Here is a 20,515-nt window from a genome sequence, read left to right as displayed (position 1 = left end):
ATGGCCCATCCGCAGCATGTCACGCTGGTGATCACCCACCGTTTGGCGCCGGGGAACGAGCAGGCCTATGAGGCCTGGCTGAACCGCATCATGCCGGACGCCGCGGGCTTCACCGGCCATCTGGGCGTCAACGTCATCCGCCCATCCGACAGCGAACAGGCCTATACGGTGCTGGTCCGCTTCGACAATGTCGATAATCTCTACCACTGGCTCAACTCGCCGCTGCGCAAGCAATACATCGAAGAAGTCACTCCGCTGTTGCTGGAGAATGACCATATCGAGATCCGCCCCGGCGCGGAGTTCTGGTTTACCCCGCCCAACCCCGGCGTGCGCCAACCGCCCCAGTGGAAGCAGTTCATCATCACCCTGCTGGTGATCTTCCCTTCCACCAATCTGGTGCCCTGGTTTTGGGGGCTGGCGCTGCCGCAGTTGAACGGCACGCTGCTCGGCCATTTTCTCAATGACGCCACCGTGGTCGCTCTGGTGGTGTACCTGTGGATGCCCATCGTGACTCGCGTTTTTCATCAATGGCTGATCCGCCGCTAGGCGGTTCGCCGGGAGAATGTTATGAACCACCACGCTTCATTGATCCTCACCAACGGCAAATTTCACACCGTTGACCGCCAAAACCTCACCGCGCAGGCGGTCGCCATTCGCGACGGCAAGTTTCTGGCGGTCGGCAGCGAAGCCGAAGTCATGCAACACGCCGGGCCGGAAACCCAGGTGATCGATCTGCACGGCCACACCGCCATTCCGGGCCTGAACGACTCGCACCTGCACCTGATCCGCGGCGGCCTGAACTACAACCTGGAGCTGCGCTGGGAAGGCGTGCCTTCGCTGGCCGACGCGCTGCGCATGTTGAAAGAGCAGGCGCTGCGCACGCCGAGCCCGCAATGGGTGCGGGTGGTCGGCGGCTGGACCGAGTTCCAGTTTGCCGAACGCCGCATGCCGACGCTGGACGAAATCAACCAGGCAGCGCCGGACACGCCGGTATTTATTCTGCATTTATACGATCGCGCGCTGCTCAACCGCGCGGCGCTGAAGGTAGTCGGCTACACCAAAGACACGCCGAACCCGCCGGGCGGCGAGATCCAGCGCGACGCCAACGGCAACCCGACCGGCATGCTGATCGCCAAACCCAACGCCATGATCCTGTACGCCACGCTGGCGAAAGGGCCGAAGCTGCCGCTGGAACAGCAGGTCAACTCCACCCGCCAGTTTATGCGTGAGCTGAACCGCCTCGGCCTCACCAGCGCCATCGACGCCGGCGGCGGTTTCCAGAACTACCCGGAGGATTATCAGGTGATCGCCGAGCTGCACGAGAAAAAGCAGCTGACCATCCGCATCGCCTATAACCTGTTCACCCAGCGGCCGAAGCAGGAACTGGAAGACTTCGAGCTGTGGACCGACATGCTCAAACCGGGCCAGGGCACCGACTTCTATCGCCACAACGGCGCCGGCGAGATGCTGGTGTTTTCCGCCGCCGACTTCGAAGACTTCCTGCAGCCGCGCCCGGATCTGCCGCCGGGCACCGAAGACGAGCTGGAGCGGGTGGTGCGCCATCTGGTCGAGCACCGCTGGCCGTTCCGCCTGCACGCCACCTATGACGAATCCATCAGCCGCATGCTGGACGTGTTCGAGAAGGTGAACCGCGATATTCCGTTCAACGGCCTGCACTGGCTGTTCGACCACGCCGAAACCATTACCGAACGCAATATTGAGCGCGTCAAGGCGCTGGGCGGCGGCATTGCGGTCCAGCACCGCATGGCGTTCCAGGGGGAATATTTCGCCGACCGCTACGGCATCGAAGCCACCAAACATACGCCGCCGGTAGCGAAAATGTTGGCGGCCGAGCTGCCGGTCGGGCTGGGCACCGACGCCACCCGCGTCGCCAGCTACAACCCGTGGACGGCGCTGTACTGGCTGGTCTCCGGCCGCACCGTCGGCGGCATGGCGATGTACGACGACAGCGCCCGGCTGGATCGCGAAACGGCGCTGATGCTGTGGACCCAGGGCAGCGCCTGGTTCTCCACCGAACAGGGCAAGAAAGGCCAGATCAAAGTCGGCCAACTGGCGGATTTGGCGGTGCTGTCGCAGGACTACTTCAGCGTGCCGGAAGAGCAGATCAAAGGCATCGAGTCGGTAATGACGGTGGTGGACGGCAAGGTGGTCTACGCCGCCGGCAGCTTCTCGCCGCTGGCGCCGCCGCCGCTGCCGGTGCTGCCGGAGTGGTCGCCGGTCACCCAGGTGCCGGGCCATTACCGCTCCGCGCCGCCGTCGGCGGCGGCCCGCGTCGGGGTAGTGAGCCAGGCGCACCAATGCTGCGGCCCGTGCGGCGTGCACGCGCACCAGCATGACATCGCGCGCCGCTCCAGCATCCCGGTGTCGGACGAGAATGCCTTCTGGGGCGCGTTCGGCTGTTCGTGTTTCTCGTTCTAAGTTATCAAGCCAATAACTTATTATAAAATTAATTTAATAAGCTATTAAGCTGGCAATGTAATAAATTAATGGCGCTGTCCGCGGAGAGCGCCATTTTCTTTTCAATCGCGGTTGATCTCCAGCCAGCGCCGCTGCTCGGCGGAGGCGGCTATCGCGTCCAGCACGCACGACACCTTCCAGCCCTCTTCAAAGTCCGGCCACATGCGATCGCCCGCGGCGATGCCGTTGACCAGATCGCGGATCTCCACCGTCTTCTGATCGTTAAAACCAATGCCGTGCCCGGCGCTGATGCAAAATGCCGCATAGTCCGGGTGCTTCGGCCCCACCAGCAACGTCTTGAACCCCTGCCGCTCCGCCGGTTCATCGTGCCGATACAGCTTCAGTTCGGCCATCCGTTCCTGGGTATAACTCAGCGTGCCTTTGGTGCCGGTAACCACATAGGTCAGCCCCATCTTGCGCCCGCAGGCGATGCGCGACGTTTCGATAGTGCCCATCGCCCCGCCGGCGAAACGCAGCAGCGCGCCGGCCTGATCTTCGTTTTCCACCGGATGCATACGCGACGGGTCTTGCGGATCCGGCCGCTGTTTGATCACGGTCTGCATATCGCCAGAGACCGCCACGATATCGCCCACCAGGTAGTGCGCCATATTGACGATGTGCGCCGCCAGATCCCCCAACGCGCCCAGCCCGGCGCTGGCGCGGCGGCAGTGCCAGTCGATCGGCGTGCGCGGGTCGGCCAAGTAATCCTCATTGTGGGTGCCGTAAAAATGCACCACCTCGCCGATTTCGCCGTTGGCGATGATCTCGCGCGCCAGCTGGCTGGTGGGGTTTTTCATGTAGTTGAAACCGACCAGCGTTTTCACCCCCTTGGCGCGGGCGGCCTGCACCATCTCCGCCGCGTCGGCGGCGTCCAGCGCCAGCGGTTTTTCCGAATACACGTGCTTGCCGTGGCGGATCGCCGCCAGCGCCATCTCTTTGTGCAAGAAGTTGGGGGCGCAGATGTCCACCACGTCGATCGCCGGATCGGCCACCAGCTGCCGCCAGTCGCCGGTCGAACGCGCAAAGCCGAACTCGGCCGCGCGCTGCGCCGCCAGCTCGGGCGTCACCTCCGCCAGCATCTCCAGCACCAGATCCCCTTTAAGGGGAAATACCGTGGGGGCCTGCGCATAAGCGATAGCGTGACAACGCCCGATATAGCCGGTGCCGATTAACCCAACGCGTACCTGTTTCATCATCCTCTCCCGTGACCGAAATCTTGCCTGAAACCCGGCGCCCTGAGTGAAACTCGCCAGCTGATAACGGTTTTATATGGAATACAAATTTCAATAACAAGCGCACGGAAAAAGAAAGTTCGGATTCGTGATGTCGTTCATGAAACGTTGACAGGATGATGCAAAAAGGAAAATCCGAACGCGGCGTTGCCGTATCCGGATAAGGTAAAATGAACCATTTATTTCATATTACGGTAAACCGTTGGCACCGTGCTGAACGTAGCCAGGGCGTTGCAGCAGGCGCTGCTGATAGGCCGCCAGCGCCGCATACTCCGGCCGCTCGAACGGCGTCATCAGCCAGCGATTGAGCGACAGCCCCAGCACCACGTCCGCCAGCGTGAAGGCGGCGCCGGCGGCGTAAGGGCCGTGCTGCGCCAAATGCGCATCCAGCAAGCCCATCAGCCGATTCCACTCGCGCTCGGCGGCGGCCAGGCTGGCGGCATCCTGGTAATCCGCATGCCCGCGCACGCGCGACATGAACACATAGCGCCAGGCGCCGTTCAGATCGGTGGCCTGCCAGTCCATCCACATCTCCACCGCCGCGCGCGCGCCGGGTTCCTGCGGCAGCAGATCGCGGCGCCCTTCCCGCCCCGCCAGATAGCGGCAAATGGTGTTCGACTCCCACAGCACCCGTGCGCCGTCGATCAGCACCGGCACCAGGCCGTTGGGATTGAGCGCCAAAAACTCGGGTTCCTGCGTGGAGCGAAAGCCGCTGCCCCAGTCTTCCCGTTCCAGCGTCAGCCCCAGCTCATGGCTGGTCCACAGCACTTTACGCACGTTGATCGATGAGGCTTTGCCCAATAATTTCAGCATCCGCTTTCCTTATTCTCTCCAGAACGGTTTATACCCTTCTCGCCAGGCATCCGCCCGCGTCAGGCCGATATCCGCCAGTTGCCTGTCGTTCAGCAGCAGTAACTCTCTGCGCGTTCTGCGACGCAACAAATACCAACGCCAGCGTGACCAGCCTCCCCGTCGCCACGTCGTCATGCCATCAAACAGAGCCATCTTATTATTCCCCCTGATGTTTTCGCCTTGTTGTGATGATGCGCGCCGGGCAAAAAACAATACAGATGCACGTTAGCGCTATTTTTTTCATACAGCTGCATACCAAAATGCGCTGAATGGTTTACTTTTGAGGCATCTGTACCGGTTTTTCGGTTACTTTTCCTGATGAGGGATATCTGTATGACACGCTACGCCACGCTGGCCGCCATTCTCAGCCAACGCATTCAGCAAGGGCTGTATCCGGTCGGCCACCGCTTGCCTTCGGTGCGCGCGCTGAGCCTGGAACACGGCGTCAGCATCAGCACGGTGCAACAAGCCTACCGCCTGCTGGAAGAACGGCGCCTGGTGGAAGCGCGACCGAAATCGGGCTACTTCGTGCATGCGCAGCGCACGCAGGCCGAGCTGCCCGCCATGACGGCGCCGACGCAGCGGCCGGTGGACATTTCGCAATGGGAGCAGGTGCTGGAACTGGTGCGCACCCGGCCGCGCGAGGGCCTGATCCAACTGGGGCGCGGCATGCCGGACATCGCCGAGCCGACGATGAAACCGCTGATCGTCGCCCTGCGCAACGCCGCCCGTCACGGCGACTTGCGCAGCCTGTATTACGACAGCATCCAGGGCGTGACCGCGCTGCGCGAACAGGTCGCTCGCCTGCTGCTGGATTCCGGCTGCCAAATCGGCGCCGATCAGTTGCTGATCACCACCGGCTGTCAGGAAGCGATCTCGGCCGGGCTGCGCGCCGTTTGCCAACCCGGCGACATCGTGGCGGTCGATTCCCCCTGCTTCCACGGCACCATGCAAACGCTGAAGGGATTGGGCATCAAAGCGCTGGAAATCCCCACCGATCCGCTGACCGGCGTGAGCCTGGCGGCGCTGGAGATGGCGCTGGAACAGTGGCCGGTCAAGGCCGTCCTGCTGACGCCCAACTGCAACAACCCGCTGGGCTACATCATGCCCGACGCCCATAAACAGCGGCTGCTGACGCTGGCGCAGCGCCACGACGCGGCGATCATCGAGGATGACGTTTACGGCGACATCGCCTATCACTACCCGCGGCCGCGCACCATCAAATCGTTCGACGAAGATGGCCGCGTGCTGCTGTGCAGCTCGTTTTCCAAAACGCTGGCGCCGGGGCTGCGCGTGGGCTGGATCGCGCCCGGCCGCTATCTGGAGCGGGTGCTGCACATGAAGTTCATCGGCTCCGGCGCCACCGCCACCCAGCCGCAGCTGGCGATCGCCGACTTCATCCGCGGCGGGCACTATCTGAAGCACCTGCGGCGCATGCGCGCCCGCTACCAGCAAAACCGCGACCGCATGACCGATCTGATCCTGAAATACTTCCCGGCCGGCACCCGCGTCAGCCGGCCGCGCGGCGGTTTTATGCTGTGGATCGAACTGGACGAGGCGTTCGACACCCTGCGGCTGAACCGCCATCTTGAACAGCAAGGCGTGCAAATCGCCGTCGGCAGCATTTTTTCCGCCGCCGGCAAGTACCGCAACTGTCTGCGCATCAACTATGCGCCGACGCTGACGACGGAGATCGAACAGGCGGTACAACGGGTCGGCGCCACCATCCAGGCGCTGATGCCAACCGACAGTTTGGCGCAATCGGATTAAATCTTGACGCGATCGGATTATCGGCGCACGGACAGGCTGTTTTAGAGTAATGCCTTCTCTTACCACTGGCAGGCAACAACCATGAGCAGCGATCAAATTCCGGTTTCCAACGCGTTGGCGGTGCGCCTCGCGGCGCAAGGCGTCGATCTCGAACGGGTCGGTCAGTTAGCCGGCTTGCCCGCCGGGCTGCTCAGCGAGCGGCGCGTAAAAGTGCGGTTGACCACCCACCAGTTCTTCGCCGTCTGGCGCGCCCTCGCCCAACTGAGCGACGATCCCGCCTTTGGTCTGCGGCTGGGCGGCGACGTCGCGCCGGAGCATTACGATATCGCGTCGGTCGCCGCACTGCACTCCGCCACGATGGGCGAGGCCCTGCGTAAAGTCGCGCGCTACAAACGGTTGGTGTGCCCGGAAGAACTGATGCTGGAGGAAGATGGCGACAGCGTTCGGCTGCATACGCGTTGGACGATGATTGAGGACCATACGCCGGAATTGCTGATAGACACCATGTTCGCCTCTATCACCACCCTGTGCCGCCGTGGCACCGGTTTACCGCTGCAGCCCAAGGCGCTTGAAGTGACCCGCCGTCGCGATCCCCACTCACCGCTGCTGCGCCACTTCGGCTGCCCGGTGCGATTCGACGCGCCGCTGGACGTGCTGGTATTTGACCGTGCGCTGATGCAGCAGCCTCTCATCACCCACGACCAGGACATGCTGGCGCTGCTGCTGCCGGAGCTGGAGGCCGAGTTGGCCGAAGCGCGCGCCGAGCAAGACTTGCCCACACAGGTGATGGCGATCCTCAGCCGCAGCATGCGCGGCCAGCGCCCCAGCGTCAACAGCGTGGCCGCTGAACTCTATCTCAGCCCGCGCACGCTGCAGCGCCGCTTGCAACGGCACGGCTACAGCTACCAGCAATTGTTGGACAAAACCCGCCACCGCACCGCCTGCCGGCTGTTGGCGGAGACCGATCTTGAGCCAGGGGAAATCGCCTTTGTGCTGGGATTCGAAGAGCTGAATTCGTTCAGCCGCGCCTTTATTCAGTGGGAAGCGCTGACGCCCAGCCGCTGGCGCATGCAGCGCACCGCCGGCCAGTGGGAGAACAGAGCATGAAAGTGATTATCTTCGGCGCCAGCGGCATGGTGGGCCAGGGCGCGCTGCGGGAATGCCTGCGCGATCCGCGGGTCAGCGAAGTACTCAGCATCGGCCGTCGCCCGGTGGCGCAAAGCCACGCCAAACTGCGCCAGCTTTCTGTGCCCGATTTGCATGATCTGTCGGCGCTGGAGCCGCAGCTCGCCGGCTATGACGCCTGTTTCTTCTGCCTGGGGATTTCGTCCGCCGGCCTGAGCGAAGCCGAGTATCGCGCGGTGACTTACGATCTGACGCTGGCCGCCGCCCGCCCGCTGGCGAGGCTGAATCCGACGATGGTCTTCCTCTACGTTTCCGGCGTCGGCACCGACAGCAGCGAACGCGGCCGCAGCATGTGGGCCAGGGTCAAGGGCGCCACCGAAAACGCGCTGCTGGCGCTGCCGTTCCACGCGGTGATGTTCCGCCCCGGCGCCATTGTGCCGCTGCACGGCATTCGCTCCAAAGTCCGCGCATACGATCTGATTTATCGGCTGTTCAAGCCGCTGTGGCTCGGCGCATTGCGACTGTTTCCCGCGCAGGTGAGCAGCACCGAACGAATCGGGCTGGCGATGCTGGCGGTGGCGCGCCGGGAAACGGCCTTGCGCATCCTGGAGCCGCCGCAGATCAATCAACTGGCGACGCGCTGAAATACCGTCATCAACCGCGCCGCCGCCAATACTCCGCCACCCGGCGGCGCAGATGCTCGATGCCCTGCGGATGCTCAATAAACTGCGCCACCGGCATCATCCGCCAGCGTTGGCCTTCGTCGCCGAAGCGAATGGCGGCGATCTGCGCCGGGGCGATCTCGCCGGCCATAAACCAGGTCGGCGGGGAGCCGGGCAAAATGCCGGCGTAGCGCCGGCGCCAGACAACCTGGTGTTCGGCGATCGTCACGCCGAACTCTTCCCGCGTTTCCCGCTGCACGCACTGCAGCGGCGTTTCGCCGTTTTCCCGCCCGCCGCCGGGCAGATCCCACTGACCGGGCCACGGAATGCCCGGCTTGTCGTCCCGTTGGTAAACCAGCAAGAGACCGTCGCACAGCAGCGCGATCTTGGCCCCGCCAAACGCCTCGTCCGTCATGATTTCTCCGCTCCCGGCCCCATCGCCTTTGACTGAACATCATACTTCATCCCCGCGCGGCCTGGTGTATAGTGAAAATCCGTTTTCACAACAGGCGAACAATGACGATGAACTCTCCGTTTCTGGTGACTCCCCAATGGCTTGCGCAACATATCAACGATGAAAATCTGGTGGTGATCGACGTTCGGATGTCGCCGGTCGGGCTGACGCCGAAAAAAGATATGCTTGCCGAGTTCGAACGCGGCCATATCCCCGGCGCGGTCTATTTTGATATCGACGACGTGGCGGACAAAAACACCGCGCTGCCGCACATGTTGCCGACGGCGGCGGAATTCGCCGCGGCGGCGGGCCAATTGGGCATCAGCGAGCGCGATACCCTGGTGATTTACGACGAGGGCAACCAGTTCTCCGCACCGCGCGGCTGGTGGACTTTCCGCAATTTCGGCGCCGAGCGCGTTTATGTGCTGGACGAAGGGCTGAACGGCTGGACCGCGCTGGGGCAAGCGTTGGAAACCGGCCCGGCGCAGCCTGCCCCGCAGACGTTCAACGCCCGGTTCAACGCCGACGCGGTGGTGGATATGCGGCAAGTGGAGCAAGCGTTAGGCACGCCGGTGCAAATTCTCGACGCGCGCGCCGCGCCGCGCTTTTATGCCGAAGCGCCAGAGCCGCGCCCCGGCCTGCACCGCGGCCATATTCCCGGCAGCATCAACATTCCGTACGGCGAGCTGCTGGAAAACGGCCGCTTCAAATCATTGGAGGCGCTGCGCCAAACCTTCAGCGACAAGGGGGTGGACATCAACGGCCCAATCATCACCAGCTGCGGCTCCGGCGTGACGGCGGCGGTGCTGGCGTTTGGCCTGCTGTCGCTCGGCGCGCCGCAGGTCAAGTTGTATGACGGCGCCTGGAGCGAATGGGGCCAGCTGAGCGGCAAGCAGCCTATCGCCCAAGATTAAGTTTCGATCCGCTCGACCACGATCTGCGCCAGCCGCTGCACGGCGGCCGAAGGCTGATCCTCGGCGCGGTGCAGCACCACGCCGAGTTGGCCGAGAGCGGGCAGCAGATCGGGGGCCAGCGGCGACAGGCCGGGCGGCAAGCCCGCCGCCGTGCGCACCGTAACGCCCAACCCGGCGCTCACCGCCGCCCACACGCCGTTCAGGCTGCGGCTGCTAAAGGCGATGCGCCAGGGTATGCCGGCGCGATCCAGAGCCTGCGTCGCCGCGCTGCGCATCAGACAGGGCGCGTCGAACATCACCAACGGCAGCGGCTCATCCCCTTCTCGCCAGGGCGCCAGCGCGAAGCCGGGCGACGCGATCCAGTGCAACTGCCGCTGCCCCAGCGCCTGATGAAACGGCGTGCTCAGACCGCCATCCCACGCCAGCGACAGATCCAGCTGGCCTTTCAGCACCCAGTCGATCAGCTCGGCATTACGCGCGATGCGCGCCTCGATCCTCACCTTTGGATTGGCGCGCGCGAAGCTGCCCAACACCTGCGGCAGAAACGTCTCGCCGAAATCCTCCTGCAACCCCAGCCGCACCGTGCCCTGCAGATCCAGCCCGCGCACCGCGGCGGCGGCTTCGTCATTAAGCTCCAGCAGGCGGCGCGCGTAGCCAAGCAGAGTTTCCCCCGTCTCGGTCATCACCATGCCGCGCCCGGCCTTGCGCAGGATCGGCGCGCCAACCTGCTGTTCCAGTTTTTTCAGGTGGGCGCTGACCGCCGACGTCGAGCGCCCCAGCCGTTCAGCCGCCTTGGCGAAGCTGCCCAGCTCGACGCCGGTGACGAAGCTGCGCAAATCCTCGAGATCGAACGTTATTCGCCCCATGCTGACCATCCTGATTTTCTGAACCATCAATCAAAATAATACCGATTTTACTGATAAAGATGGCGTGTCACGCGCTCCGGGTCAATGTCTTTCCGGAGAATCCTTATACTCGCGATGCAATACCGTTTTTACCCTGCCCGCCGGTTCCGCCCCTCTGTCCGCTCCCTTTGACCACACTGCGCTGCGGGTTGACAGCTCAATGTGATATTGATAATCATTATCAGTATTGCATATTCATTTGCGGCTCGCGGGATGCGGGCCGCTCTCCGGGGTCAACCGTCATGTCGTCATCACCAATCACACCTTACGCCACCACCTGCTGCATCGTGGGAGGCGGCCCCGCCGGGCTGATGCTCGGCTATCTGCTGGCGCGGGCGGGGATCGACGTGACGGTGCTGGAGAAGCACGCCGATTTCCTGCGCGATTTTCGCGGTGACACCATTCACCCGTCGACGCTGGAAGTCATGCATCAACTGGGCCTGCTCGACGAACTGCTGACGCTGCCGCATCAGCGCGCGGAATCTCTGCACGCCGAAGTCGCCGGACGCGACATCAAGCTGGCGGATTTCACCCGCCTGCCGACGCGCTGCAAATTTATCGCCTTTATGCCGCAGTGGGAGTTCCTCAACTTTTTGGCCCAGCAGGCCGCCGCCTTCCCCAACTTCAGGCTGCTGACCTCAACGCAGGTTCACCAGCTGCTGTACGACCGCGGCCAGGTGTGCGGTGTGCTGGCCGACACGCCAGAAGGCCCGATCCGCGTGCGCAGCCAGTTGGTGGTCGGCACCGACGGCCGCAACTCGGTGGTGCGCGAACAGGCGGCGCTCAGCAGCCGATCCTTCGGCGCGCCGCGCGACGTATTGTGGATGAAGCTCAGCAAGCAGCCGGGCGATCCGGCCTGGTCGATGGGCCACACCGGGCCGAAACAGAACTTCATCATGATCGATCGCGGCGACTACTGGCAATGCGGTTACTCGATCGACAAAGGCAGCTTCGATGCGATCCGCCACAGCGGGCTGGAGAAATTTTTACTGCACCTCGCCGAGGTGGCGCCGTTCCAGGACGATCGCCTGCAGGAGATCGTCGAGTGGGATCAGGTCAAACTGCTGAGCATTCGCATCGATCGTCTGGATCGCTGGGCCAAACCGGGGGTGCTGTGCATCGGCGACGCCGCGCACGCCATGTCGCCGATCGGCGGCGTGGGCGTCAACCTGGCGATTCAGGACGCGGTGGCCGCCGCCAACGCCCTGATCCCGCCGCTGCGCCAGCATCGGCTGCAGCTGAAGCATCTGCTGAGCGTGCAGCGCCGGCGCGAACTCCCCACTCGCGCCATCCAGTTTTTGCAGATCAAAATGAGCCAGCGCAAGCCGGGCGAACGCCGCGCGGCGGGCGGCTCGCGCTTGATCGCCCGCGTCGGCAACAGCCGCTGGCTGCCGCGCCTGTTCGGCCGCATCATCGGCCTGGGTTTTCGCCGTGAAACACCGCGGCATCTGTCCAACGAAACCTGCCCGCCGGAATAGCATTGGTGATTTTTTCATCGCGCCGTATAATGGTTAAATCGAACGATTTAATTAACTGGAGCGATTAAATGTACACACTCACCGCGAACGAGGCCAAAACCCAATTCGGCGATTTGCTGCTCAAGGCGCAGCGTGAACCGGTGCAAATCAATCGCAACGGCAAACCGGTCGCCGTCGTCATGTCTGTAGAAGATTACCAGGCACTGGAAGATCTCAAATTAAGCGCACTGCAGCAAAAAATCGCGCAGGCTACCGCCGAGGAAGACGCCGGTAAGGCGGTAGACGGCGATGCCTTCTTCAACCGTCTACTCACCGATGAAACAGACTGAGATGCCCGCGTTTCGCCTCACCCCGCAGGCCCAACAAGATCTGCTGGCTATTCGTCATTTCACCATCGAGCACTGGGGCCAAGCGCAATCTCGCCGCTATCTTGAGCAGTTGAGAGAGGTCATGCATCATTTGGCAGATATGCCGGAAGCGGTAAAGCTCACTTCCACGATCTGGGCGAAGAGATACGCAGTTTTCCTTACGCCAGCCATAGGATCTACTACCGCAACCGCCCTGCCGGCATCACCGTTCTCGCCATTCTGCATCAGGCGATGGTGCCTCACCGGCATCTGTAACAACGGCTGTAATTTTTCTTACTCAAAGGGGCACTGATGTTCACCGTCCGTCAGGCATTGCTGGAAGATTTAACGCAAGTGCGCGATATCGGCATCCGCACCTACCGCGCCCACTTCGGTGAGCTGTGGCGCTACCCGCACGAGCTGGAGGCCTTTCTGGCGGAGGATTTTTCCGTCTCTGCGCTGGAACGGACGCTGCGCGATCCCGACGTGTGCTGGCTGTTGGCCCATGAGGATGACGCCCTCGTCGGCTATGCGCGGGTGAACTTCGACAGCCTGCTGGCACCAACCGAGCACATCGGCGCAGAGCTGCAGAAAATCTATTTTCTGCCGGGCCATGCCGGCAACGGCTATGGCCAGCGCCTGTACGAACAGGTGCAGCAGCGGGCTATCGACCGTCGGCAAAAAACGCTGTGGCTGGAAGTGCTGCAACGCAACACCCGCGCCCAACGTTTTTATCAGCGTCAAGGATTGAGCATTTGTGGCGAGACCTGCTACACCAGCGCCCAGGGCTCGATAGGCATTTGGTATATGAGCAAGGCGCTGTAACCGCGCCCCACTCCGCCGTCGTTTAGCGCGGCTCCCGCTGCAGCATCAGGAACAGCAAGGCAAACGCATTGGGCGCCAGGTAGATCAGCGCCCCCAGCTGCACCGCCAGCGGATCCTTCTTGGCCTGCCAGGCCATAAACCAGTCGCCGGCGACCACCATAAAGCCGACGCCCCACACCGTTATCGCGCAAAGCGCCCCCAGCATCGCCCAGACTTTGCCCTTGGCGAAAGCGGCGTAAGGGCCTTTCAATCGCCCGATCATCAACGCCACGCCCGCCGTCGCGAATAGGCCGGCCAGCGTTTCCAGCGCGGTGATGACCGCCAACCCCAACATGCAGGCCCAGTCGGCGCTGATCGCGCGCCACATCAGCCCCGGCGTTTGATAAGTATCCTGCATGGCGAGCAGCGGCCCCACCGCATTGCGCGCGGTGCCGGCGAAATCCGCCGTATTGTTCAACAGGCTAAACAGCCCCCACAGGGCCGGAAACAGGGACAGGACGATGCAACCGAGGCGTGACACAGTGATTTCGTTCATGGTTATCCTTAATGAATAAACGGGTGGCTCCCATCCTCATGACGGGATCGCTATTGAGATCCTGATAGTTTGACGTGCACAATGTAAGAACTAATCTTACAATGACGCAGCATAGCCGAAAGTGAGGAGGAACAATGGGCAGAACACTAACGGTAGATCTGGGTGACGAACTGCGTAGCTTCGTCGAAGACCTGGTGGCCAGCGGCGATTACCGAACGCCCAGCGAAGTCATCCGCGAATCCGTGCGCACTTTGCGCGAACGTACCGCCGCCTCAAAACTGGAAGAGCTTAGGCGCTTGATCGCCGAAGGAGAGAACAGCGGCGAAGCCGTCGAATGGGATCGTGATGTGTTCATGGAAAGAATACGGAGCAAAGCAAAAGGATGCGCAGGAGAGTAACCGTTCGTCCAAAAGCGTTGGACGATATGGAAGAGATCTATTTTTACGGGTTGGCGCACTTTGGCTTGCAGGTGGCCGAAGATTATCTGCGCCGCCTGCATCAGGCTTTCGATAACCTTAGCCACCACCAACTCGGCAAAAACATCGATGCAATCGGCCCCGGCCTATGGGTATTGCCCGTCGCCAACCACCTGATTTATTTTCGACAGCACAGGCGGGAGGTGAATATCATCAGAGTGCTGCATCATTCCCGCGATCCGCTCAGCCAATCCTTTTTCAGCTGACCCAACGTTAAATCGCCACCAGCGCGCGGACATCGTCCTGTTCCATAGCGCTGCCTGCGCCGCGCTGCACGATGCTGCCGCGCGACATCACCAGATAGCTGTCCGCCAGGTCGGCGGCGAAGTCATAGAACTGCTCCACCAGCAGGATCGCCATATCGCCCCGCGACGCCAGCTGTTTGATCACCGCGCCGATCTCCTTGATCACCGAAGGCTGGATCCCTTCCGTCGGTTCGTCGAGGATCAACAGCTGCGGCCGGCAGGCCAGCGCCCGGCCGATCGCCAGCTGCTGTTGCTGCCCGCCGGAAAGATCGCCGCCGCGCCGATCCTTCATTTGCCGCAGCACCGGAAACAGTTCATAGATCGGATCCGGCACCGCGCGCGCGTCGGCGCCGGAAAAACGCGCCAGCCCCATCAGCAGATTTTCCTCCACCGTCAGGCGCGGAAAAATCTCCCGCCCCTGTGGCACATAGGCGATGCCCGCCTGCACCCGCTGATGCGGTTTTTTACCGGTGATGGTTTCGCCCCGCCAACGGACGCTGCCGCTGCGCGCCGGGATCAGCCCCATCAGGCATTTCAGCAGCGTGGTCTTGCCCACGCCATTGCGCCCCAGCAGGCAGGTCACCTCGCCGATGCGCGCCTCGAACGACAGGCCGCGCAGAATGTGGCTGCCGCCGTAATACTGATTCAATTCCTCTACCTGCAGCATGATTACGCCTCCTCAGCGCCCCAGATATACCTCAATCACCCGTTCATCGGCCTGCACCTGCGCCAGCGATCCTTCCGCCAGCACCTGTCCCTGATGCAGCACCGTCACGCGATCGGCAATGGTTTCCACAAACCCCATGTCGTGCTCCACCACCATCAGCGAATGCTTGCCCGCCAGCTCGCGGAACAGTTCGGCGGTGTAGTCGGTTTCAGCGTCGGTCATGCCGGCCGCCGGCTCGTCGAGCAGCAGCAGATGCGGTTCCTGCACCAGCAGCATGCCGATCTCGAGAAACTGTTTCTGCCCGTGGGACAACAGCCCGGCGGGCCGGTGGCGTTCATGCCCCAGCCGCAGAGTCTTCAGCATCTCGTCGATGCGGTCGCGCTGTTCGCTGCTCAGGCGGGCGCGCAGGCAGGCCCACACCGACTTGCGGGTTTTCTGCGCGATCTCCAGATTTTCGAACACCGTCAGCGCCTCGAACACCGTCGGTTTTTGAAACTTGCGGCCGATGCCCGCATGGGCGATCTGCATCGGCGCCAGCCGGGTCAGATCGACGGTCTGGTCGTAAAACACCCTGCCGCTGTCCGGCCGGGTTTTGCCGGTGATCACATCCATCAGCGTGGTCTTGCCGGCGCCGTTGGGGCCGATCACGCAGCGCAGTTCGCCGACGCCAATGCGCAGCGACAGATCGGTCAGCGCGCGAAAACCGTCGAAGCTGACGTTGACGTTGTCGAGCTGTAGCACCGGATCGGTTTGCTGCCGGTATTTGTCCGCCGGCAGCGGATGGGTAAACAGTTCGTCGGTCACTTGCATCGCCTTCATGAGGATTTCCTCCGACGCAGCAGGCCAATCACCCCTTTGGGCAGAAACAGCGTGACGACGATAAACATCAGGCCGAGGAAGAACTGCCAGTATTCGGGAATGGCCATGGTGAACCAGCTCTTGGCGCCGTTGACGATGCCGGCGCCGAGCAGCGGCCCCACCAGCGTGCCGCGCCCGCCGAGCGCCACCCAGATGGCGGCCTCGATCGAGTTGGTCGGCGACATTTCGCCGGGGTTGATGATGCCGACCTGCGGCACATAGAGCGCGCCGGCCAGCCCGCACAGCACCGCCGACAGCGTCCAGACGAACAGCTTGAAACCCTTCGGATCGTAGCCGCAGAAGGTCAGCCGGTTTTCCGCATCGCGCACCGCGGTCAGCACCCGGCCGAATTTGCTGCGCGCCAGCGCAAAGCCGATGGCCAGGCTGGCGGCCAGCAGCAGCACCGTCGCCAGGAACAGCGCCACCCGCGTGCCGGCGGCGGTGATGGGAAAGCCGAGCAGCGTGGTGAAACCGGTAAAGCCGTTATTGCCGCCGAAACCGGTCTCGTTGCGAAAGAACAGCAGCATGCCGGCATAGGTCAGCGCCTGGGTCATGATCGAGAAGTACACCCCTTTGATTTTCGAGCGAAAGGCGAAGTAGCCGAACAGGAAAGCCAACAGGCCCGGCACCAGCACGATCAGGCACAGCGCCCAGGCGAAATGCTGGGTGCCGCTCCAGAACCACGGCAGCTCGTTCCAGGAGAGGAACGCCATAAACGCCGGCAGCCCGTCACCCGCCGCCTGCCGCATCAGGTACATGCCCATGGCGTAGCCGCCGAGCGCGAAGAACAGCCCGTGGCCGAGCGACAGCAGCCCGGCATAGCCCCACACCAGATCGAGCGCCACCGCCACCACCGCGTAGCACAGGATCTTGCCCGCCAGCGTCAGGGTATAGGTGGACACCGCCAGCGGATGACCCGCCGGCAACAACGTCATGAACGGCATGACCAGCAGCGCCAGCAACGCCAGCCCGCCGATGCTCAACGCCAGCCGGGGCGCTTTCTGCACGCCGGTTACGGTCAATGGTTGGCTCATCAGTCAATCACCCTGCCCTTAAGGGCGAACAGCCCCTGCGGACGCTTTTGAATAAACAGAACGATCAGCACCAGGATCAGGATCTTGCCCAACACGGCGCCGATCTGCGGCTCGAGGATCTTGTTGACGATGCCGAGGCCGAAGGCCGCCGCCACCGTCCCCGCCAGCTGGCCGACGCCGCCGAGCACCACCACCAGGAACGAATCGATGATGTAACCTTGCCCCAGCTCCGGCCCGACGTTGCCCAACTGCGACAGCGCCACCCCGCCGAGCCCGGCGATGCCGGATCCCAACCCGAAGGCCAGCATGTCCACCCGCCCGGTGGGCACGCCGCAGCAGGCCGCCATCGCGCGGTTTTGCGTCACCGCGCGCACGTTCATGCCGAGCCGGGTTTTGTTCAGCAGCAGCCAGGTCAACGCCAGCACCAGCAGCACGAACGCGATCACCGCGATGCGGTTCCACGGCAACACCAGGTTCGGCAACAGCTGCACGCCGCCCGACAGCCACGCCGGGTTGGCGACCTCGACGTTCTGCGCGCCGAACAGCACCCGCACCAGTTGGATCAGCACCAGGCTGATGCCCCAGGTGGCCAGCAGGGTTTCCAGCGGCCGGCCGTACAGGTGGCGGATCACCGTGCGCTCAAGCGCCATGCCGATCCCGGCGGTGATGGCGAACGCCACCGGCAGCGCCGCCAGCGGGTAGAGCGCCAGCCACTGCGGCGCAAATTGCTGAAACAGCCCCTGCACCAGATAGGCGGAATAGGCGCCGAGCATCAGCATTTCACCGTGCGCCATATTGATGACGCCGAGCAGACCGTAGGTGATCGCCAGGCCGAGCGCCGCCAACAGCAGGATCGAACCGAGCGACAGGCCGCTGAACGCCTGGCCGAGCAGATCGCCGATCATCAGGCGGTGCTGCACGCGCTGCAAGCTGCGCTGCGCCTCGGCGCGCACCGCGGCGTCCGGCTCATTGGCCGCATCGGTCAAGGCTTGCAGCCGCGCGCGGGTTTCCGGCTCGCCCGATTCCCCCAGCAGCCGCACCGCATTGAAGCGCACCTGCGGGCTGGCGTCGGCCAATTGCAGGTTCGCCAGCGCAATGCTCAGCGCGTCGCGTACCTGCGGGTCTTTCTCCTGCGCCAGCCGCCGGGTCAACAGCGGCAACTGCTCGCCCTGCGCCTCGCGCTGCAGCGCGGTCGCCGCCTGCAGCCGCACCGCCGCGTCCGCGCTGACCAACCGCTGCGCCGACAACGCGTTGGCGATCAGAATGCGCAGCCGGTTGTTCAGCCACACCTTCTTCGGCTCGCCAACCGGGGCCGCCTCACCTTCAAGCGGCAGATAGCGGTCGCCCTGGCGGATAAAGGCGCGTTTCGCCCCGTCGATCGCCACGGTTTCCTGCTGCAGCCCCTGCAGCAACGGCAGGCGCGCGGCGTCCGGCTCGGCCGCCCACGCCTGCAGCAGTTTTAGCCTGCTGCGCGCGAGTGGCCGCCGCGAACTCATCGGCCGGCCCGGCCTGCGCCAGCAGGGGCCAGGCGCACAACAGCCACAGCCCGGCGCGCAGAGAGGATAAAAACGGAGATTGCATCAGCTGCCTCTTCTGTTGGGCCGGCGCGCGTCGAGCCGCGCCGGCGCTGAGTGACGTTACTTGCCGCCTTTCACCGGGTAATCCGGTTTTTTGTCGTTGCCGGCAATATACGGACTCCACGGCTGCGCGCGCACCGGCGCCTCGGTCTGCCACACCACGTTGAACTGGCCGTTGCCCTCGATCTCGCCGATCATCACCGGCTTGTGCAGGTGGTGATTGGTCTTGTCCATGGTCAGCGTGAAGCCCGACGGCGCGGCGAAGGTTTGCCCGGCCATCGCCGCGCGCACCTTATCGACGTCGGTGGTGCCGGCCTTTTCCACCGCCTGCGCCCACATATGGAGGCCGACGTAGGTGGCCTCCATCGGATCGTTGGTGACCGCAGTGGCGTAATTCGGCAGATTGTGCGCCTTGGCGTAGGCTTTCCACTGGCTGACAAACTGTTTGTTGGTCGGGTTATCCAGCGATTCGAAGTAGTTCCAGGCCGCCAGGTTGCCCACCAGCGGCTTGGTGTCGATGCCGCGCAGCTCTTCCTCGCCGACCGAGAAGGCGATCACCGGCACGTCGGTGGCCTTGACGCCCTGGTTGGCGAGTTCTTTGTAGAACGGCACGTTGGAATCGCCGTTGATGGTGGAGATCACCGCGGTGTTGCCGCCGGCGGCGAACTTCTTGATGTTGGCGACGATGGTCTGGTAATCGCTGTAGCCGAACGGCGTATAGACCTCTTCGATATCCTTGTCCTGCACGCCTTTGCTGTGCAGGAAGGCGCGCAGGATCTTGTTGGTGGTGCGCGGATAGACGTAATCGGTGCCCAACAGGAAGAAGCGCTTGGCGCCGCCGCCGTCCTCGCTCAGCAGGTATTCCACCGCCGGGATCGCCTGCTGGTTCGGCGCCGCACCGGTGTAGAACACGTTCGGTGACATCTCTTCGCCTTCGTATTGCACCGGATAGAACAGCAGGCCGTTCAGCTCCTCAAACACCGGCAGCACCGACTTGCGCGACACCGAAGTCCAGCAGCCAAACACCGCCGCCACCTTGTCCTGGCTCAGCAGCTGGCGCGCCTTTTCGGCGAACAGCGGCCAGTTGGAGGCCGGATCCACCACCACCGGCTCCAGCTTTTTGCCGAGCACCCCGCCTTTGGCGTTGATCTCGTCGATGGTCATCAGCGCCACATCCTTCAGCGGCGTCTCGGAAATCGCCATGGTGCCGGAGAGCGAACTCAGAATACCGACCTTGATGGTGTCGGCGGCCTGCGCGCTCCAGGCCAGGCCCAGGCCGACAGCGGCGGCGGACAGCGCAAAAGCTTTGATAAAACGACGACGTTGCATAGTTCAAACTCCTGATGTGTGTGAAATCAAAATCGTTACGCCGAGCGCGCAGGCTGCTGAGCCCGCGCCTGATGCAACATGTGCAGCGTTATTTTTCGCACTTCTGCCTTGCTGACGGCGATGTGCTCGCCGAGCAGCGTTTGCGCCTCCCCGCTTTGCCGCTGCAGGATCGCCTGCAAAATGGCGGCGTGCTCGCGGTAGGTGGCGTCCACCCGCGTCTGCTGGGTGAAATCCAGCCGGCGAATGATGCGGATCTTTTCGGTCAGCTCGCGGTGGATGCGCGCCATTTCGCCGTTGCCCGCCGCGGCCACCAACGCCTGATGAAACTGCTCATCGTGCTGCGACACCGCCTTGCCGTCCGCCAGGCGCGGCGCTTCGGTCCAAAAACGGCTCAGCGCCGCCAGCGCGTCCGGCGTTTCCCCGGCCGGGCGTTCGCACAGCCGTTTCACCGCCTCTTGCTCCAGCACGATGCGCAGGTCGTACAGCTCTTCGAAGTAGGCGAAATCGAACGGCCGCACCTGCCAACCGCTGCGAAACAACACCTCGACATAGCCTTCGCGCTCCAGCCGAAACAGCGCCTGACGCACCGGCGTGCGGCTGGCCGCCATGCGCTGCGCCACGTCGCTTTCGCTGAAGCGATCGCCCGGCAGCAGGCGAAACTCGAAGATGTCGGCCTTGAGCTGCAGATAAATGCGCTCCGCCAACCCTTCCGGGCGCGCCTTGTGCTCTCCGTTGGTGATTTGCATCATCGC

General features: G+C 63.2%; 23 protein-coding genes and 2 pseudogenes. 13 read left to right on the top strand and 12 right to left on the bottom strand.

The features are described from left to right. Together SERRSCBI_RS06820 and SERRSCBI_RS06815 are read left to right on the top strand one after the other, a co-directional pair. Positions 1-546 (top strand): antibiotic biosynthesis monooxygenase, encoded by a 546-nt coding sequence (locus tag SERRSCBI_RS06820; protein WP_042783949.1) that lies wholly within the window; start codon positions 1-3, stop codon positions 544-546. Between the two features lie 21 nt (positions 547-567). Continuing rightward, positions 568-2,439, top strand: coding sequence for an amidohydrolase (locus tag SERRSCBI_RS06815; protein ID WP_033652684.1), 1,872 nt, complete (start codon positions 568-570; stop codon positions 2,437-2,439). A 101-nt stretch (positions 2,440-2,540) separates the two neighbouring features. On the opposite strand, the gene SERRSCBI_RS06810 is transcribed toward SERRSCBI_RS06815, so the two are convergent. The 3 genes from SERRSCBI_RS06810 to SERRSCBI_RS23990 all read right to left on the bottom strand — a co-directional run bounded on the left by SERRSCBI_RS06810 (position 2,541) and on the right by SERRSCBI_RS23990 (position 4,715). After that, positions 2,541-3,671 (bottom strand): Gfo/Idh/MocA family protein, encoded by a 1,131-nt coding sequence (locus SERRSCBI_RS06810; protein WP_042783948.1) that lies wholly within the window; start codon positions 3,669-3,671, stop codon positions 2,541-2,543. A 228-nt stretch (positions 3,672-3,899) separates the two neighbouring features. Beyond that, positions 3,900-4,523, bottom strand: coding sequence for a glutathione S-transferase family protein (locus tag SERRSCBI_RS06805; RefSeq protein WP_033642346.1), 624 nt, complete (start codon positions 4,521-4,523; stop codon positions 3,900-3,902). A gap of 9 nt (positions 4,524-4,532) precedes the next feature. After that, the gene (locus SERRSCBI_RS23990; protein ID WP_071845081.1) at positions 4,533-4,715 is read right to left on the bottom strand and encodes a DUF1127 domain-containing protein; all 183 of its coding nucleotides are present in this window, start codon (positions 4,713-4,715) and stop codon (positions 4,533-4,535) included. 180 nt (positions 4,716-4,895) lie between these two features. Here SERRSCBI_RS23990 and SERRSCBI_RS06800 point away from each other — a divergent pair, with 180 nt between their 5' ends. The 3 genes from SERRSCBI_RS06800 to SERRSCBI_RS06790 all read left to right on the top strand — a co-directional run bounded on the left by SERRSCBI_RS06800 (position 4,896) and on the right by SERRSCBI_RS06790 (position 8,101). Then, positions 4,896-6,332: a PLP-dependent aminotransferase family protein gene (locus SERRSCBI_RS06800; protein WP_033642345.1), complete on the top strand. Its 1,437-nt coding sequence runs from the start codon at positions 4,896-4,898 to the stop codon at positions 6,330-6,332. An 81-nt stretch (positions 6,333-6,413) separates the two neighbouring features. Further along, positions 6,414-7,439 carry an AraC family transcriptional regulator gene (locus SERRSCBI_RS06795; RefSeq protein ID WP_042783946.1) on the top strand — a complete coding sequence of 342 codons (1,026 nt, stop codon included), beginning with the start codon at positions 6,414-6,416 and terminating at the stop codon, positions 7,437-7,439. Further along, positions 7,436-8,101, top strand: a complete 666-nt coding sequence (locus tag SERRSCBI_RS06790; RefSeq protein WP_033652680.1) for an epimerase — start codon at positions 7,436-7,438, stop codon at positions 8,099-8,101. The genes SERRSCBI_RS06795 and SERRSCBI_RS06790 overlap by 4 nt, the downstream gene beginning before the upstream one ends. A gap of 10 nt (positions 8,102-8,111) precedes the next feature. On the opposite strand, the gene SERRSCBI_RS06785 is transcribed toward SERRSCBI_RS06790, so the two are convergent. Next, positions 8,112-8,534 carry an NUDIX hydrolase gene (locus SERRSCBI_RS06785; protein ID WP_033652679.1) on the bottom strand — a complete coding sequence of 141 codons (423 nt, stop codon included), beginning with the start codon at positions 8,532-8,534 and terminating at the stop codon, positions 8,112-8,114. Positions 8,535-8,641: 107 nt separating this feature from the next. Between SERRSCBI_RS06785 and sseA the strand changes: the two genes are divergently transcribed. Further along, complete coding sequence (gene sseA, locus SERRSCBI_RS06780) at positions 8,642-9,487, top strand: 3-mercaptopyruvate sulfurtransferase (protein WP_033652690.1); 846 nt, start codon at positions 8,642-8,644, stop codon at positions 9,485-9,487. On the opposite strand, the gene SERRSCBI_RS06775 is transcribed toward sseA, so the two are convergent. Continuing rightward, entirely contained in the window at positions 9,484-10,353 is an 870-nt protein-coding gene (locus SERRSCBI_RS06775) for a LysR substrate-binding domain-containing protein (RefSeq protein ID WP_033642340.1), read from the bottom strand. The genes sseA and SERRSCBI_RS06775 overlap by 4 nt on opposite strands. 281 nt (positions 10,354-10,634) lie before the next feature. Between SERRSCBI_RS06775 and SERRSCBI_RS06770 the strand changes: the two genes are divergently transcribed. From SERRSCBI_RS06770 to SERRSCBI_RS06755, 5 genes and pseudogenes are all read left to right on the top strand, one after another. Beyond that, positions 10,635-11,870 carry an FAD-dependent oxidoreductase gene (locus tag SERRSCBI_RS06770; RefSeq protein ID WP_042783945.1) on the top strand — a complete coding sequence of 412 codons (1,236 nt, stop codon included), beginning with the start codon at positions 10,635-10,637 and terminating at the stop codon, positions 11,868-11,870. 68 nt (positions 11,871-11,938) lie between these two features. Further along, positions 11,939-12,199 (top strand): type II toxin-antitoxin system Phd/YefM family antitoxin, encoded by a 261-nt coding sequence (locus tag SERRSCBI_RS06765; RefSeq protein ID WP_042783944.1) that lies wholly within the window; start codon positions 11,939-11,941, stop codon positions 12,197-12,199. Next, positions 12,159-12,299 (top strand): annotated as a pseudogene (locus SERRSCBI_RS25340) (type II toxin-antitoxin system RelE/ParE family toxin); the annotation flags it as partial. The gene SERRSCBI_RS06765 and the pseudogene SERRSCBI_RS25340, both read left to right, overlap by 41 nt. 71 nt (positions 12,300-12,370) lie before the next feature. Next, positions 12,371-12,493 (top strand): type II toxin-antitoxin system RelE/ParE family toxin, encoded by a 123-nt coding sequence (locus SERRSCBI_RS25335; protein ID WP_369795930.1) that lies wholly within the window; start codon positions 12,371-12,373, stop codon positions 12,491-12,493. Between the two features lie 36 nt (positions 12,494-12,529). Further along, positions 12,530-13,042: a GNAT family N-acetyltransferase gene (locus SERRSCBI_RS06755; RefSeq protein ID WP_033642337.1), complete on the top strand. Its 513-nt coding sequence runs from the start codon at positions 12,530-12,532 to the stop codon at positions 13,040-13,042. A gap of 22 nt (positions 13,043-13,064) precedes the next feature. Here the strand turns inward: SERRSCBI_RS06755 and SERRSCBI_RS06750 are convergent, their stop codons facing one another. After that, complete coding sequence (locus SERRSCBI_RS06750) at positions 13,065-13,577, bottom strand: DUF2165 family protein (RefSeq protein ID WP_042783943.1); 513 nt, start codon at positions 13,575-13,577, stop codon at positions 13,065-13,067. Positions 13,578-13,711: 134 nt separating this feature from the next. On the opposite strand from SERRSCBI_RS06750, the gene SERRSCBI_RS06745 reads away from it, so the two are divergent. Both SERRSCBI_RS06745 and SERRSCBI_RS06740 read left to right on the top strand, forming a co-directional pair. Continuing rightward, positions 13,712-13,975, top strand: a complete 264-nt coding sequence (locus SERRSCBI_RS06745; protein WP_004939442.1) for a type II toxin-antitoxin system ParD family antitoxin — start codon at positions 13,712-13,714, stop codon at positions 13,973-13,975. Next, entirely contained in the window at positions 13,960-14,259 is a 300-nt protein-coding gene (locus SERRSCBI_RS06740) for a type II toxin-antitoxin system RelE/ParE family toxin (protein WP_042783942.1), read from the top strand. The genes SERRSCBI_RS06745 and SERRSCBI_RS06740 overlap by 16 nt, the downstream gene beginning before the upstream one ends. A gap of 7 nt (positions 14,260-14,266) precedes the next feature. Here the strand turns inward: SERRSCBI_RS06740 and urtE are convergent, their stop codons facing one another. The 6 genes and pseudogenes from urtE to SERRSCBI_RS06710 all read right to left on the bottom strand — a co-directional run bounded on the left by urtE (position 14,267) and on the right by SERRSCBI_RS06710 (position 20,509). Next, positions 14,267-14,965, bottom strand: coding sequence for an urea ABC transporter ATP-binding subunit UrtE (gene urtE, locus SERRSCBI_RS06735; RefSeq protein ID WP_042783941.1), 699 nt, complete (start codon positions 14,963-14,965; stop codon positions 14,267-14,269). 12 nt (positions 14,966-14,977) lie between these two features. Further along, complete coding sequence (urtD, locus tag SERRSCBI_RS06730) at positions 14,978-15,784, bottom strand: urea ABC transporter ATP-binding protein UrtD (protein WP_015377102.1); 807 nt, start codon at positions 15,782-15,784, stop codon at positions 14,978-14,980. Further along, on the bottom strand, positions 15,781-16,857 hold the full coding sequence (gene urtC / locus SERRSCBI_RS06725; protein WP_033642333.1) for an urea ABC transporter permease subunit UrtC: 1,077 nt from the start codon (positions 16,855-16,857) through the stop codon (positions 15,781-15,783). Before urtC ends, urtD begins: the two co-directional genes overlap by 4 nt. Beyond that, positions 16,857-18,438, bottom strand: a pseudogene (urtB, locus tag SERRSCBI_RS06720) (urea ABC transporter permease subunit UrtB). Before urtB ends, urtC begins: the two are co-directional and overlap by 1 nt. A gap of 56 nt (positions 18,439-18,494) precedes the next feature. Continuing rightward, the gene (urtA, locus tag SERRSCBI_RS06715) at positions 18,495-19,763 is read right to left on the bottom strand and encodes an urea ABC transporter substrate-binding protein (protein WP_025302020.1); all 1,269 of its coding nucleotides are present in this window, start codon (positions 19,761-19,763) and stop codon (positions 18,495-18,497) included. Positions 19,764-19,798: 35 nt separating this feature from the next. Continuing rightward, positions 19,799-20,509, bottom strand: coding sequence for a GntR family transcriptional regulator (locus SERRSCBI_RS06710; protein ID WP_042785662.1), 711 nt, complete (start codon positions 20,507-20,509; stop codon positions 19,799-19,801). Positions 20,510-20,515: the final 6 nt, after the last annotated feature.

The sequence above is a fragment of the Serratia sp. SCBI genome, from assembly GCF_000747565.1.
Taxonomy (GTDB): domain Bacteria; phylum Pseudomonadota; class Gammaproteobacteria; order Enterobacterales; family Enterobacteriaceae; genus Serratia; species Serratia ureilytica.
Note: the sequence above shows the minus strand (reverse complement) of the source record. Positions and strands in the feature narration are given on the sequence as shown.

What these genes read in the sequence shown, in the direction of transcription:
- SERRSCBI_RS06770 (WP_042783945.1), top strand. Translation starts at nt 10,635, where the DNA reads ATGTCGTCATCACCAATCACACCTTACGCCACCACCTGCTGCATCGTG.
- SERRSCBI_RS06710 (WP_042785662.1), bottom strand. Translation starts at nt 20,509, where the DNA reads ATGCAAATCACCAACGGAGAGCACAAGGCGCGCCCGGAAGGGTTGGCG.
- SERRSCBI_RS06750 (WP_042783943.1), bottom strand. Translation starts at nt 13,577, where the DNA reads ATGAACGAAATCACTGTGTCACGCCTCGGTTGCATCGTCCTGTCCCTG.
- sseA (WP_033652690.1), top strand. Translation starts at nt 8,642, where the DNA reads ATGAACTCTCCGTTTCTGGTGACTCCCCAATGGCTTGCGCAACATATC.
- SERRSCBI_RS06790 (WP_033652680.1), top strand. Translation starts at nt 7,436, where the DNA reads ATGAAAGTGATTATCTTCGGCGCCAGCGGCATGGTGGGCCAGGGCGCG.
- urtD (WP_015377102.1), bottom strand. Translation starts at nt 15,784, where the DNA reads ATGAAGGCGATGCAAGTGACCGACGAACTGTTTACCCATCCGCTGCCG.
- SERRSCBI_RS06785 (WP_033652679.1), bottom strand. Translation starts at nt 8,534, where the DNA reads ATGACGGACGAGGCGTTTGGCGGGGCCAAGATCGCGCTGCTGTGCGAC.
- urtA (WP_025302020.1), bottom strand. Translation starts at nt 19,763, where the DNA reads ATGCAACGTCGTCGTTTTATCAAAGCTTTTGCGCTGTCCGCCGCCGCT.
- SERRSCBI_RS06815 (WP_033652684.1), top strand. Translation starts at nt 568, where the DNA reads ATGAACCACCACGCTTCATTGATCCTCACCAACGGCAAATTTCACACC.
- urtC (WP_033642333.1), bottom strand. Translation starts at nt 16,857, where the DNA reads ATGAGCCAACCATTGACCGTAACCGGCGTGCAGAAAGCGCCCCGGCTG.
- SERRSCBI_RS23990 (WP_071845081.1), bottom strand. Translation starts at nt 4,715, where the DNA reads ATGGCTCTGTTTGATGGCATGACGACGTGGCGACGGGGAGGCTGGTCA.
- urtE (WP_042783941.1), bottom strand. Translation starts at nt 14,965, where the DNA reads ATGCTGCAGGTAGAGGAATTGAATCAGTATTACGGCGGCAGCCACATT.
- SERRSCBI_RS06805 (WP_033642346.1), bottom strand. Translation starts at nt 4,523, where the DNA reads ATGCTGAAATTATTGGGCAAAGCCTCATCGATCAACGTGCGTAAAGTG.
- SERRSCBI_RS06740 (WP_042783942.1), top strand. Translation starts at nt 13,960, where the DNA reads ATGCGCAGGAGAGTAACCGTTCGTCCAAAAGCGTTGGACGATATGGAA.
- SERRSCBI_RS06765 (WP_042783944.1), top strand. Translation starts at nt 11,939, where the DNA reads ATGTACACACTCACCGCGAACGAGGCCAAAACCCAATTCGGCGATTTG.
- SERRSCBI_RS06820 (WP_042783949.1), top strand. Translation starts at nt 1, where the DNA reads ATGGCCCATCCGCAGCATGTCACGCTGGTGATCACCCACCGTTTGGCG.
- SERRSCBI_RS06810 (WP_042783948.1), bottom strand. Translation starts at nt 3,671, where the DNA reads ATGAAACAGGTACGCGTTGGGTTAATCGGCACCGGCTATATCGGGCGT.
- SERRSCBI_RS06755 (WP_033642337.1), top strand. Translation starts at nt 12,530, where the DNA reads ATGTTCACCGTCCGTCAGGCATTGCTGGAAGATTTAACGCAAGTGCGC.
- SERRSCBI_RS06745 (WP_004939442.1), top strand. Translation starts at nt 13,712, where the DNA reads ATGGGCAGAACACTAACGGTAGATCTGGGTGACGAACTGCGTAGCTTC.
- SERRSCBI_RS06800 (WP_033642345.1), top strand. Translation starts at nt 4,896, where the DNA reads ATGACACGCTACGCCACGCTGGCCGCCATTCTCAGCCAACGCATTCAG.
- SERRSCBI_RS06795 (WP_042783946.1), top strand. Translation starts at nt 6,414, where the DNA reads ATGAGCAGCGATCAAATTCCGGTTTCCAACGCGTTGGCGGTGCGCCTC.
- SERRSCBI_RS06775 (WP_033642340.1), bottom strand. Translation starts at nt 10,353, where the DNA reads ATGGGGCGAATAACGTTCGATCTCGAGGATTTGCGCAGCTTCGTCACC.